Genomic DNA, 11537 nt, shown 5'->3' with positions numbered 1-11537 from the left:
CGATATCGGTAAATGCTACGGAAAGGGTGGTTCGATGAAAGGTCTTGGACTGTCCGTAGCTCTCACGCTGGCCGTCGCTCTGCCGATGGTCCCGCGGGCTGCCATGGCCGCGGACACCGCGCCAGAGGCGTTGCGGCTGGTGGTCGGCGAGTCGACCGCGGGGCAGACGCTCTCGGACCGGGCGGTGGGATACCTGTGCCAGCTGCGCGTGGCCTACAGCCAGCGGTGGGTGCCGCCGATCCTCTTCATCGCACATGACCCGGAAAGCGGCCGGGTGGTGATTTCGGATCCGCTCACGCTCTACCTGAACGGCGGGCTGCCGGTGTCGGGCAAGGTTGCGTCGGAGACCACGCGGAGGATCAGTTTTACCTGGGAATACCCGGTGGGCACGATCGCGCGGCAGGCCCGCCCGATGCTCTATCGCGCCGGGATCGACAAGGAGACCGGCAGGGTGATCGTCACCGCGATCCCGGCCGGATTAGACACGATCTTTCAGGCAGATGGCCGCTGCGAGGCGCAGCCGATTGAGGGCAACTCCGCACAGCCCTGAGTGCAATGGTACACCAGACTTCGCTTGACCTCGCGTGTGGCAGGTCTAGGAATACTGGCAAACTCACCGACAGGCGAAAGGAAACGCATATGTCCTTTGAACTTCCCGATCTTCCCTATGCTCACGATGCACTCGCATCCAAGGGCATGTCCAAGGAAACGCTGGAGTATCACCACGACCTGCACCACAACGCCTATGTCACCATGCTGAACAAGCTGGTCGAGGGCACCGAGTGGGCCGGCAAGTCGCTGGAAGACATCGTCAAGGGCACCTACCAGGCCGGCGCGGTTGCCCAGAACGGCATCTTCAACAACGCCTCGCAGCACTGGAACCACACCCAGTTCTGGGAAATGATGGGCCCGGGCGAGAACGCGCTGCCGGGTGAGCTGGAGAAGGCGATCGCCGAGTCCTTCGGCTCCTTCGACAAGTTCAAGGAAGACTTCGCCGCCGCAGGCGCCGGCCAGTTCGGCTCGGGCTGGGCCTGGCTGGTGAAGGACACCGACGGTGGCCTGAAGATCACCAAGACCGAGAACGGCGTGAACCCGCTGTGCTTCGGCCAGACCGCGCTGCTCGGCTGCGACGTGTGGGAGCACTCCTACTACATCGACTTCCGCAACAAGCGCCCGGCCTACCTGGCGAACTTCCTCGACAACCTGGTGAACTGGGAAAACGTGGCCTCGCGCCTGTGATTTCCTGACCTCTGGTTGAGAGTTCCACGCCCCGTGCCGCAAGGTGCGGGGCGTTTGCCTTGGCGGCAGGTCTGCCGCGATTCCGGTGAGATAGCGGCAGGCCGCGCTTGCGCTGAACCGGCGTGCGGCGTAGCACGGGGCGCACCCTTCTTGATCGCGGAGGCCCCATGTCCGGTTTTGTCAGTTTTGTCTCCTCCGGTCCCGGCGACCCCGATCTGTTGACCGTGCGGGCGCTGAAATGCCTGCAGAGGGCTGATGCGGTGCTCTACGACGATCTCGCCTCCGGTCCGATCCTCGAGCTTTGCGGGGAAGGCACCGAGATGGTCGCCGTGGGCAAGCGCGCGGGGTGTCCCTCACCGAAGCAGGAGTTTGTCAGCGCTCTGCTGGTGCAGCATGCGCTGGCCGGGCAGCACGTGGTGCGGCTGAAGTCCGGCGATGCGGGGATCTTCGGCCGGCTGGAGGAAGAGATCGCGGCGGTGACCGAGGCGGGCGTGCCCTTCGAGGTGGTGCCGGGGGTGACCTCGGCCTCTGCTGCTGCTGCTGCTGCTGCCATGCCGTTGACCCGCCGCTTGACCGCGCGGCGGCTGCAGTTCGTCACCGGCCACGACGTGACGGGGGCGCTGCCCGAAGAGATGAACATGGCCGCGTTGGCGGACCCCGAGGCGGTGACCTGCCTCTACATGGGGCGGCGGACCTTTTCGAAGCTGGCCGAGCGGCTGATCGCCGCCGGTATGCCACCCGAGACGCCGGCCCTGATGGCCGAGAATGTCAGCAAGGAGGGGCAACGCATGGTTTCCTCGACCGTGGCCGAACTGGCCGAGGCGCTCCGCGAGGCGCCGAGCCGGGCGGTGGTGATGATCCTCTATGGCGCGCTGGCCACCCCGGTGCTCGACGCGGCAGAGCGTGAACCGACCCTCTGACGCAACGTCCCTTCGCTGCCGCGCTGGACGCGGCGCCCCGGCTGCGGTCATCTCGCGCCCGAGGAGAAAGTGGAGGATTTCATGCAGATCGACGACAGAACCGTGGCCGTGGTGTCCGGCGGCGCCTCGGGACTTGGCGCGGCGACCGCGACACGGCTGGCGGGGCTCGGAGCAAGGGTCACGTTGCTCGACAAGGACGCCGAACGCGGCCCGGGCACGGCGCAGGAGATCGGCGGGCGGTTCATCGAGACCGACGTGACCGACCCGGAGAGCGTCGCTGCGGCACTGGCTAAAGTCGCTGAGGCCGAGGGCGCGCTGCACGTGGCGGTGAGCTGCGCGGGCATTGCGCCCGGGGCCAAGACCGTCTCGCGCGGAGAGCCGCACGATGCGGCGGTCTTTGCGAAGACCATCGCGATCAACCTCACGGGCACCTTCAACGTCGCCTCGCAGGCGGCGGCGCTGATGGCGAAGAACGCGCCGCTGGACGCCGACGGCAACCGCGGGGTGATCGTCAACACCGCGTCTGTGGCGGCTTACGAGGGGCAGGTGGGGCAGGTGGCCTATGCGGCCTCGAAGGGCGGCGTGGTGGGCATGACCCTGCCCATGGCGCGGGATCTGGCCTCGCTGGGGATCCGTGTCTGCGCCATAGCGCCGGGGCTATTCCTGACGCCGATGATGCAGGGGCTGCCGCAGGAGGTGCAGGACAGTCTCGGTCAGCAGGTGCCCTTCCCGGCGCGGCTCGGCAATCCGGCGGAATACGCCGCGCTGGTGCAGCACATCGTCGAGAACCCGATGCTGAACGGCGAGGTGATCCGCCTCGACGGCGCGATCCGCATGGCGGCGCGCTGATCGGATTTGTGCAGGCGCACAGGGATATTGATCCTTTGTGCGCCTGCGCAGGGTGACGGTGCGGGCGGGCGGCACCTATATCTGGCACCAACACGACTTAGAGGTGCCCGCATGACCCGCATTCCCTTCAGCCTGCTCGACCTTTCGCCGGTGCCCGAGGGCAGCACCCCGGCGCAGGCGCTTGCCAATACGCTCGACCTGGCACGTCACGCCGAGGATTGGGGCTACCAGCGCTACTGGCTGGCCGAGCACCACAACATGCGCGGCATCGCCTCGGCGGCGACCTCGCTGGTCATCGGCCAGGTGGCAGCGGCCACGAAGACCATCCGCGTCGGCGCCGGTGGCATCATGCTGCCCAACCACGCGCCGCTGGTGATCGCCGAGCAGTTTGGCACGCTGGAGACGCTGTTCCCGGGGCGCATCGACCTCGGTCTCGGACGCGCGCCGGGCTCCGATCAGGTGACCGCCATGGCGCTGCGCCGCAACCTCAATACCGCCGCCGACCGCTTCCCCGAGGATGTGATCGAGCTGCTCGGCTATTTCCAGGAGGCCGACGAAAACCAGTCGGTGATCGCCGTGCCGGGCGAGGGCACCCATGTTCCGGTCTGGATGCTGGGCTCCTCGCTCTACGGTGCGCAGCTCGCGGCGCACCTGGGGCTGCCCTATGCCTTCGCTTCGCATTTCGCCCCTGACGCGCTGGAGCAGGCGATCGACGTCTACCGCACGCGCTTCCAGCCGGGCATCACCCGCGCGCCGCGTTTCATGCTGGCGGCGAACGTCTGGGCGGCGGACAGCACCGAAGAGGCAATCCGCCTGAAATCCTCGCAGCAGCAGGCCTTCATCAACCTGCGCACCGGGCGTCCGGGCCGGCTGCCGCGTCCGGTGGTCGACATTTCGGCGCAGACCGATCCACGTTTCCTGGCCTCGGCCAACTCGGCGCTGCGCATCTCTGCGGCGGGGGATCGCGACAAGGTGGGCGAAGAGCTTGAGGCGCTGATCGCGCGCTACCAGCCGGACGAGTTGATCCTGACGGGGATGATCCACGACCACGCGGCACGGCTGCGCAGCTTCGAGATCGCCGCCGAGGTGCTCGGACAGGAAAAAGGCGCAGCGACCGAACGCTGCGCCTGATCTGAGGCCCTTGCTGTGCGCCTGGCCTAGGGCTTGGCGCGCAGCGACTGGATCTGTGTCTGCAGCCGCGCCAGCACCGCCGACAGGAGCATGCTCTCGCGGGTGCTCTGCTCTTCGCGCGGGTAGACCATCTGGCCATCCGCCAGCGCCGTCGCGGTCCGGATGAGACGCTGGAACGGGCGGGTGAGGTAGCGGAAGAGCAGCACGGTGGCGACCAGCACGCTGACGCCGATGGCGACGAGGATCATGTTGATGGTCTTCACGAACTGCGGAAAGGCGGCGCCAAACGTGTCCGCGCGGACATCGACGATCAGTGTCCAGCCGAAGCCCGGCATGGAGTTGAGGGTGAAGTTGGGCAGCACGGCGTAGAGGTGGCCGGCATCGCTGCGGTGCAACCGGGTACGGTCGGCGTCGGGGCGACCGGCGAGGATCATCCCCTCGACCCGCGCGGGCAGGTCGGTGCCTGCCTCGGGGCGTGTGTCGACAAGCGTCTGCCCCTTGCGGTCACGGATCATCGCGCTGAGGTCCAACTCGTGCGCCGCCTCGGCCATGTACTCGGCGACCCAGGAGATGCGCACGCTGTAGACCGCAACGGCCTGGGTGTTGCCGAAGCTGTCCTTCACCGGCATCGACAGGTTGATCAGGCTGAGTTCCTCGTCCGTGCCCTCGTTCTTGGTATAGGCGGTGCCGACGGTCTCGCCGCTGAAGCCGGCGCGGAACCAGTTCCGGTGCGAGACGTCCTGGCCGATGCGTTCGTTGCGCGAGCCCGCGATGATCACCCCGTCGGGCGAGGCGAAGCCGGCCCAGGCAATCTGGCCACCGGCGCGCACCACGGCATTGGCGAAGTCCTGCATCTCGGCGGGCTCGGCGTAGGCGGTGCGGGCGGCGACGGCGCGCAGCGAGTCCCATTCCCGGCTGATCGCCTTGTTGAAGGTCTGCGCCAGTGCCTGTGCGCCGCGCAGGCCGAGCTCGCGCTGCAGGCTCACCTGGTATTCCTGCGCCTGCCAGCGAACACCGAAGATCGCGGCGGCGGTGGCGGCGACAAGGACAAAGCCAAGAACGCCGAGAAAGGAGGTGTTCATCCTCGGGTGACGATCAAGACGATCCGGCATTGGTGACCCTTTCCACTTTCAACTTCTACCCCAAGTCGCGAAGCGTCGGCGGGTCCGGAGGCGGGTCGCCAGGCACGCGATCTTGGTTAATGAATTGTTAGGAGTGAGGCGGGGAAAAACTGTGATTGAACTGTGGCGGAATTGGGTCAAATGCGCCTTTGAGGTAAATGATTGTTGAGCGAATGTGTTGTAATGTCGGCAAGGCGACACTTCGATGGCGCAACTGTCGTCAGGGCGACAACAAGAGCGGCAGAAGGTGCCGAATTGGCGGGAGCCGGGCAGGGTGCAGGTAAGCACCGCTCGGCCGGCATGAGATGGGGGAGTGTCGGCGGGAGTTGGTAGGCCCGGCAACTACCTGATCCATATTTTCAACCTCGGACAAACTCGCATGAAACCCTTGTAAAATAGGACTATAAGCTCCTATATCGGTTTCGACCGAGAGCGACGTTGGACACAGTTCCGGTCAAAAGTTGGACACGGATTGGACACGGTTGGACATGCTCACGGCGCAACAGATCAAGGCACTGAAGCCCAAGAAATCGGAGTTCAGGATCGCGGATGGCAGCGGCTTGTATCTCGTCATCAAACCGAGCGGGCGGAAGCTCTGGCGGCTGCGCTTCCGGCGTGATGGCAAGGACGCGCAGCTCGTTCTGGGCGACTATCCGGCGATGTCCCCCGTACAGGCCCGGAGAGCCGCTGCAGAGCTGCAGGAGGGCAAGGCGCGGGGTATCGACCCGGCGGCAGCCTTCCACGCCGACAGGCCCACCAGCGGGGACGAGGAGAGCTTCCGGGCGATCACCGAGAAGTTCATCGCCGCGAAGATGGAAGGCCGGAAGGTGGAGGCCCACGTCGAGCGTTTCCGGAACCGCATGGAAAAGGATGTCCTGCCGATCCTTGGCTCGACCCACCCGCGCGACATCACCCCGAGGGACATCCTCCGGGCGCTGGCGCCTATCGAGCGCCGTGGGGCGATTGATACCTCGCACCGGGTCCGGGGGATGATCAGCCAAGTCCTGCGCTACGCACTGGCGCTCCAGCTCTGCGACCGTGACGTCTCCGCAGACGTTATCGCCGCACTGCCCGAGGCGCCGAAGACAGCGCACCGCCCGGCGGTCACGACCCCGGACGATCTGGGTGAGCTGCTGCGCGATATCGAGGACGAGGGACCGAGCGCGGGCCGGGAGATCATTCGGCTCTGCTTGTTGACCCTCCAGCGCCCCGGCGAGGTCCGAGCGATGAAGTGGGCCGACGTGGACCTCGACGCCGGGCTCTGGCGGGTGCCGATCACGAAAGTCAGCGCCGAGCTGATCACCCCGCTGCCCAAGCAGGCCGTGGCGATCCTGCGGACGCTGGACCCCGGCCACCGGCAGAACGTCTACGTCTTCGCCTCGACCGGAAAGAGCGGTTACGTCTCCGACGTGCTGCCCTCGAAGGTGCTGGCCAAGGCTGGCTGGAAGGGGCGCCATAGCGCCCACGGCTCGCGCGCCACGGGCCGGACGATGCTTGCCGAGGTCTTGGGATACCCGGAGAGGGTGATCGAAGCGCAGCTCAGCCACGGCAGTCCGGAGAGCCTTGGCCGGGCCTACGACCGCAGCGCATTTCTGCCGCAGCGCCGGGAGATGCTGAGCGCATGGGCCGATTATCTCGACCGGCTGCGCGAAAGTGACGCAACGTCACGTCAGGTCGCATAGTACCGACGGAATGTATCTCAAGCGGCTGGAACATCGGACGATTCCAGCCGTCCTAGGATCGGGGGATCACAGTTGTGCTCTAGGGGCAGTAGCTCCTATTTATTTAGTTATTTCAATTAGTTGGATTGAGGAATCATCCGAGCTTATCCATGTTCTGTCCTACACAACGAAAGGACGGAAGATGGAAAAGCGGATCACCACGATTGACGAACTTCCCGAACAGGGTTGGGTCAGGCTTGGACTTGTTTGCCGGACCAAGGATGGTTCGGAAGGTCTCCTGCCGTGCAAGACGGATACTTACCTGCGCTATGCGAAATCTGGCCGGGCGCCGAAGACGCGGAAGTTCTTCGGGCGCCACGAGGTCAACGCGCAGCAGGTCCGGGCATACCTGCTCGGCGAGGATTGGAAGGCGCTGGCATGACCGGCAATGTAACGAGCCTGCATGGCATCAATGGCGCGTTCGACCTCAAGGGTTTCGATAAGCTCAAGGGTCCGGCCAAGGTCGAAATCGACAATCCGTTCAACCCGATGACGTTGATGGAGGGGCACGAGGAGATCAACCTTTCCATCGTCGGACTGCTCGGCAGCTATGAGCGGCAATACGAGAGAGTACAGGCGGCGCTTGCACGTTGCGTTGATCCCAAGTCTCGGGATGCCCTCGACCGTTACGCCCAAGTCTTAGGGGACCGGATCAACGCCATGGGCGACGATCTAGGTCTTTTCCTTTCTGATGCTGATCTGATCGAGGTGCTGGCATGACCGAGCGCGAGGAAGCCAAATTGGCCGCAGAGGCTGCACAGGCTTATGCGGACGCGGTCCATAGTCTCGCCCGTAGCCGCTGGCTGCCGGTACAGGTGATCGGCGCCTGTGTCGGCGCTGGCGCCGCTCTGGTGGCCGCGATCATCGGCATCATGAAACTGACCGGCGTCTAGCCGGGCAGTATCGGCGCCAGCCACGCCGACCTAGCCCACTTCCACACCGCCCCTCAGCCGACCCGTGCGCGCCGCAGCACGGGACCGGCTTCCCCGTGCGCGGCACCAACCGCGAGGACTGATCCATGATTACCAACAAAGAACGCAAGATCGCATACGACCATTTGGGCCGCTCGTTCGACGTGGCGCCGAGAGACAAGGCCGAGCTTTGGGCATCTTTGCTCAAGGCGGCGCGTATCCTGCGCCATCGCCACCCGGCATACGGATATCTGCATGTCGTCTGGGAAAGCACGCTGCTTCCCGAGACTGCCGATCTCGACGACCTTCAACGGCTCAAGGTCATGAGCGGCTTCACGTCGTTGACGCTCCATCAGCTCCAAGCCGTCGGCAAGGCCTGCTTCTACGTCCTGCGCGACGAATTGGACGCGCGGAAGATCACGGGGAGCTGACCATGAACGCCACCGAGGCTTGGGAGATCATCCAGCATTTCAAGGAAAAGGAGGCGGAGACGTCCGAGCTGCGGGACCGTGCCTATCCCTATGAGCAGGCAGCCACACGCGCTGAAGAGGCCGACGACCGCAAGGCGGCACGGGCGCTCACGCTCATGGCGAATGCGCTTCACGGTCTGGCGAACGCCATCGACGCGCTGAGCGAAGCGCAGGCCGAGCTGATCGAGATGGAAGACGAGGATCGCGAGAGCATCCACATGGCGCTGATCACCTACGGAGGCGAGGACTGACATGGAGATGTCAGCTCAGACTGCCCGTGCCACTCTCGCCCGAGGGCTCGCGCTCCGGGCGATCAACGAGGCCTCCGTGGTGCGCCGGATCGTCCCGGCCTACACCCACCGCACCGGCGCCTCGCTCAAGGCTCTGAGCCGCATCGTGGGGCGTCTGCGGCGCTCCGACGGTGTGGTGCAGGCCAAGGTGATCGGCACCCGCAAGGCGCCCTACGTCATGTGCCTCTGGCGGCAGGCGGACCGGACGAACGTGGTCACCATCTCTGACACCGGACGCGAGTATGTGGTCGATACGCTGTTCTACTTCCTGTCCTGCCGTGACCAGTTCGGAGAGTGCACCCGCGAGGACGGCGTGTTCTTCCAGCGCCACGCCGTTCAGCGCTGGATCGAGCGGGGTGGTGCCGGTGATCCCCGCATCAACCTGCTCGGCAAGCTGGACGAGGAAGCCTACAGGTTGCTTGCAGATCGCGAAGTCCTCGATGCTCACGCCAACGCTCGGGGGTGTCCGGACCCGGACAGGCACACCTTCGGTATTCCGCACCCGGAAGGCCTCTGGATCGTCTCGACCTCAGGAGCGCCGCGCCGGGGCGACAGTGGCACGATCCCGGCGCTGACTGCCCGCACCTTCCTTGGCTGGCAGGAGCTTGACGACGATCAGACGGCCTATCGCCAGCTCGCTCTCGATCAGGGCATCTGCGCCGCAGAGGCGCGCTGGCCCCTGATGTTCGACGCCCATCTTGGAGAAGACTGACATGAACGGCTGCGAGGTAGACATGGTACTCCACGTAGTTGGTCTACCCCGCATCCGTTCTTCAACAGTACGGATGCGGGGTAGAATGCAATGCACGTAGTCGAACCTGATGACGTGGTCCTGAGGATGCACTGGGGGGAGTTGCTTCTACTGGCTGCACCGATAGTGAGCAGGTCAGGGATCACCTTGCTGACCGATAGCGACTACGGCACCGGCTACATCGCGACCGACATCAGCCTCTGGACCCCTATCGTCGAGAAGCTGGGCCTTGAGCAGCTACAGTCCCAATTGCTCTGCCTGTTCCGCACCGGCACCTGCAGGTGGTGCAGCACCGACATGGCCCTGAGGGTTACATCCGGCAGCAAGTTCTGCTCGACGAGGTGCCGGGAGGCGCGCCGACGGTACTCGAAGGCAGAGTGGGCCTACGGCAAGCGCAAGAGCCGTGCCAAGCCACGATCCTGCAAACCCTGCATCCAGTGTGGCCTCATTTTCTGCCCCATCAGGTCAGATGCCAAGTTCTGCAGTCCGCGCTGCAGGGCTGCTGCCCATCGTATTTCAAGGAGACCGACATGACCGCCGAGAGGAAAGCGATATGAGCCACTACAAGGACATCCTCATGAGAGAGATCACCGCGCTCTCCGTGGCCGACATCTGGGAGGAGGCGAAGCGCGAGTGGCGCCTCCTATACATCATACGCGAGGAGAACGGCACCTGCCTCTGCACCTACCATCCGATCACTGACCAGTGCGTCATCGAGAACCGCCTGAACGGCAGGATGACTGTCGTCGGAAATGTCTGTGTCAACGAGTTCTTGGGGATCGACACGAGCACGCTTCTGGCCGGTTACAAGCGCATCGAGTTCGACAGCACGAGCGCGCCGAACGAGGCGTTGATCCACTACGCCTTCCGGCACGGCTGGATCGGCACCCGTGAGCGGGACTTCCTGCTCGATACCTGCCGCAAGCGAAAGCTCAGCGGCAAGCAGATGGACTGGCGTATCGCGCTGAACGACAGGATCGTCAGGAACACCAGAAACATCATCTAGGACGCCGCTGCCGGTTTCGCTCCGTGAAGCGCCCGGCCAAGTACCGCTACAAACACCGGGCGCCGCCATGGGTGAGGCTTGGGGAAGTTCACCGCTGGCACACAAACGATAGCTCATTGCGCGATCACAAGTCGAGACTGTAGGGTGGTTGGGCCGCTGCCACGACGGCGCCCGGTTTAGCCACCGGGCAGGACTGAACGAGAAGAGCCGCCCCTAAGGACGGCTCTACCCAAGTAATCTCGTGCTCGTGGCAGCGATGCACGAAAGACGTGTGTCAGCACGTCTTTCTTAGCATCGTAGCGGCGGGCACGGCAACAGAAAGCCGTGGCGATGGATAGACAACTCGACAATATGACCAGACAGCAACGGCGCGCTCAGGCGCGGCGTCAGGCAAAACGACACCGGCTCGACCCGTGGGACGACCTCTGCTCGCGTATGATCTACGCCGTTGATGGTGACGATTACGATTCCATCCCCAAGCGCTTGGTCCGAGCTGCGGTGGAGGGGCTTTCTTTCCTGAAGTCGGAATTTGACGGCGATATCAAGCGCCTGAAGAGAGTCGTCGTGTCAGGCGAGTTCCTTGTCAAGACGGCGGAAGAAACTCTCCATCTGACGCAGGAAGATATGGACCTCACATTCAGGAAGTCCTGTCACGCAGGTTGCGCGTTCTGCTGCATCATCAGGGTAGGGAAGATCATTCTCACCTTCTTTGAAGCTCGAAGGATGTACCACGACCTTGTGGCGCTGCGCGGCGCGCGTAACGGCGCGGACTGGCACCCTCAAGCCTGCCCGGCTCTTGATCCTGAGACCTTGACGTGTCGCGTTTATGCGAACCGCCCCACGATCTGCCGAGGCTATTTCTCCACGAACCGTGACCTCTGCGAGGAGAACTCGATACGTGGAGTCGACCCGGCGCAATCGTCCATCCGAATAACGGCCTTCGCGAAGCTGCCTTGGTTCCTGCCTGTCCTCGCCGAGGCCATTGGCGAGGAGTATGCCCGCTTCGATCTGACCACCTTCTCGAACTTGGTACTCAGTGGCGCCGACTTCATCGAAGCGCTCACCATCTCCCGCGTCTACAGGCAGGGCGACGACGAATGGAAGACTCTGGCCGAACTCTGATCACCA

Annotated in this window: 15 protein-coding genes; 14 read left to right on the top strand and 1 reads right to left on the bottom strand. The window is 64.3% G+C overall.

Annotation, left to right across the window (positions count from 1 at the left end; genetic code table 11):
* Nucleotides 1-34: 34 nt before the first annotated feature.
* From BM397_RS03395 to BM397_RS03375, 5 genes are all read left to right on the top strand, one after another.
* The gene (locus tag BM397_RS03395) at nt 35-550 is read left to right on the top strand and encodes a hypothetical protein (RefSeq protein WP_092421796.1); all 516 of its coding nucleotides are present in this window, start codon (nt 35-37) and stop codon (nt 548-550) included.
* Nucleotides 551-639: 89 nt separating this feature from the next.
* Nucleotides 640-1239: a superoxide dismutase gene (locus BM397_RS03390; RefSeq protein WP_092421793.1), complete on the top strand. Its 600-nt coding sequence runs from the start codon at nt 640-642 to the stop codon at nt 1237-1239.
* Nucleotides 1240-1406: 167 nt separating this feature from the next.
* Nucleotides 1407-2159 (top strand): uroporphyrinogen-III C-methyltransferase, encoded by a 753-nt coding sequence (gene cobA / locus BM397_RS03385; protein WP_092421790.1) that lies wholly within the window; start codon nt 1407-1409, stop codon nt 2157-2159.
* 81 nt (nt 2160-2240) lie between these two features.
* Nucleotides 2241-3008, top strand: a complete 768-nt coding sequence (locus BM397_RS03380) for an SDR family NAD(P)-dependent oxidoreductase (protein ID WP_092422407.1) — start codon at nt 2241-2243, stop codon at nt 3006-3008.
* Nucleotides 3009-3119: 111 nt separating this feature from the next.
* Complete coding sequence (locus tag BM397_RS03375) at nt 3120-4139, top strand: LLM class flavin-dependent oxidoreductase (RefSeq protein WP_092421787.1); 1020 nt, start codon at nt 3120-3122, stop codon at nt 4137-4139.
* A 26-nt stretch (nt 4140-4165) separates the two neighbouring features.
* Here the strand turns inward: BM397_RS03375 and BM397_RS03370 are convergent, their stop codons facing one another.
* Nucleotides 4166-5251 carry a cache domain-containing protein gene (locus BM397_RS03370; protein ID WP_143015342.1) on the bottom strand — a complete coding sequence of 362 codons (1086 nt, stop codon included), beginning with the start codon at nt 5249-5251 and terminating at the stop codon, nt 4166-4168.
* A 497-nt stretch (nt 5252-5748) separates the two neighbouring features.
* On the opposite strand from BM397_RS03370, the gene BM397_RS03365 reads away from it, so the two are divergent.
* From BM397_RS03365 to BM397_RS29220, 9 genes are all read left to right on the top strand, one after another.
* Nucleotides 5749-6942 carry a tyrosine-type recombinase/integrase gene (locus BM397_RS03365; RefSeq protein WP_092421781.1) on the top strand — a complete coding sequence of 398 codons (1194 nt, stop codon included), beginning with the start codon at nt 5749-5751 and terminating at the stop codon, nt 6940-6942.
* A 181-nt stretch (nt 6943-7123) separates the two neighbouring features.
* Complete coding sequence (locus BM397_RS03360; protein ID WP_092421778.1) at nt 7124-7363, top strand: hypothetical protein; 240 nt, start codon at nt 7124-7126, stop codon at nt 7361-7363.
* On the top strand, nt 7360-7701 hold the full coding sequence (locus BM397_RS03355) for a hypothetical protein (RefSeq protein WP_092421775.1): 342 nt from the start codon (nt 7360-7362) through the stop codon (nt 7699-7701). The genes BM397_RS03360 and BM397_RS03355 overlap by 4 nt, the downstream gene beginning before the upstream one ends.
* Nucleotides 7698-7874, top strand: a complete 177-nt coding sequence (locus tag BM397_RS29225) for a hypothetical protein (RefSeq protein WP_176806529.1) — start codon at nt 7698-7700, stop codon at nt 7872-7874. The genes BM397_RS03355 and BM397_RS29225 overlap by 4 nt, the downstream gene beginning before the upstream one ends.
* 125 nt (nt 7875-7999) lie before the next feature.
* Nucleotides 8000-8323, top strand: a complete 324-nt coding sequence (locus BM397_RS03350; RefSeq protein ID WP_092421772.1) for a hypothetical protein — start codon at nt 8000-8002, stop codon at nt 8321-8323.
* Nucleotides 8324-8325: 2 nt separating this feature from the next.
* Nucleotides 8326-8613, top strand: a complete 288-nt coding sequence (locus tag BM397_RS03345) for a hypothetical protein (protein WP_092421769.1) — start codon at nt 8326-8328, stop codon at nt 8611-8613.
* Nucleotide 8614: 1 nt separating this feature from the next.
* Entirely contained in the window at nt 8615-9364 is a 750-nt protein-coding gene (locus tag BM397_RS03340) for a hypothetical protein (RefSeq protein WP_092421766.1), read from the top strand.
* A 592-nt stretch (nt 9365-9956) separates the two neighbouring features.
* On the top strand, nt 9957-10409 hold the full coding sequence (locus BM397_RS03330) for a hypothetical protein (protein ID WP_092421760.1): 453 nt from the start codon (nt 9957-9959) through the stop codon (nt 10407-10409).
* A gap of 330 nt (nt 10410-10739) precedes the next feature.
* On the top strand, nt 10740-11531 hold the full coding sequence (locus BM397_RS29220) for a YkgJ family cysteine cluster protein (RefSeq protein WP_092421757.1): 792 nt from the start codon (nt 10740-10742) through the stop codon (nt 11529-11531).
* The last annotated feature ends 6 nt before the right edge of the window (nt 11532-11537 follow it).

This window comes from Alloyangia pacifica, from assembly GCF_900116195.1.
Taxonomy (GTDB): domain Bacteria; phylum Pseudomonadota; class Alphaproteobacteria; order Rhodobacterales; family Rhodobacteraceae; genus Salipiger; species Salipiger pacificus.
This window is presented reverse-complemented; position numbering and strand designations above follow the sequence as displayed.

Bases quoted from the DNA above. Each gene is read 5' to 3' on its own strand.
- BM397_RS03340 (WP_092421766.1), top strand. From the start codon at position 8,615: ATGGAGATGTCAGCTCAGACTGCCCGTGCCACTCTCGCCCGAGGGCTC.
- BM397_RS29220 (WP_092421757.1), top strand. From the start codon at position 10,740: ATGGATAGACAACTCGACAATATGACCAGACAGCAACGGCGCGCTCAG.
- cobA (WP_092421790.1), top strand. From the start codon at position 1,407: ATGTCCGGTTTTGTCAGTTTTGTCTCCTCCGGTCCCGGCGACCCCGAT.
- BM397_RS03380 (WP_092422407.1), top strand. From the start codon at position 2,241: ATGCAGATCGACGACAGAACCGTGGCCGTGGTGTCCGGCGGCGCCTCG.
- BM397_RS03390 (WP_092421793.1), top strand. From the start codon at position 640: ATGTCCTTTGAACTTCCCGATCTTCCCTATGCTCACGATGCACTCGCA.
- BM397_RS03375 (WP_092421787.1), top strand. From the start codon at position 3,120: ATGACCCGCATTCCCTTCAGCCTGCTCGACCTTTCGCCGGTGCCCGAG.
- BM397_RS03330 (WP_092421760.1), top strand. From the start codon at position 9,957: ATGAGCCACTACAAGGACATCCTCATGAGAGAGATCACCGCGCTCTCC.
- BM397_RS03370 (WP_143015342.1), bottom strand. From the start codon at position 5,251: ATGCCGGATCGTCTTGATCGTCACCCGAGGATGAACACCTCCTTTCTC.
- BM397_RS03345 (WP_092421769.1), top strand. From the start codon at position 8,326: ATGAACGCCACCGAGGCTTGGGAGATCATCCAGCATTTCAAGGAAAAG.
- BM397_RS03365 (WP_092421781.1), top strand. From the start codon at position 5,749: ATGCTCACGGCGCAACAGATCAAGGCACTGAAGCCCAAGAAATCGGAG.
- BM397_RS29225 (WP_176806529.1), top strand. From the start codon at position 7,698: ATGACCGAGCGCGAGGAAGCCAAATTGGCCGCAGAGGCTGCACAGGCT.
- BM397_RS03395 (WP_092421796.1), top strand. From the start codon at position 35: ATGAAAGGTCTTGGACTGTCCGTAGCTCTCACGCTGGCCGTCGCTCTG.
- BM397_RS03350 (WP_092421772.1), top strand. From the start codon at position 8,000: ATGATTACCAACAAAGAACGCAAGATCGCATACGACCATTTGGGCCGC.
- BM397_RS03360 (WP_092421778.1), top strand. From the start codon at position 7,124: ATGGAAAAGCGGATCACCACGATTGACGAACTTCCCGAACAGGGTTGG.
- BM397_RS03355 (WP_092421775.1), top strand. From the start codon at position 7,360: ATGACCGGCAATGTAACGAGCCTGCATGGCATCAATGGCGCGTTCGAC.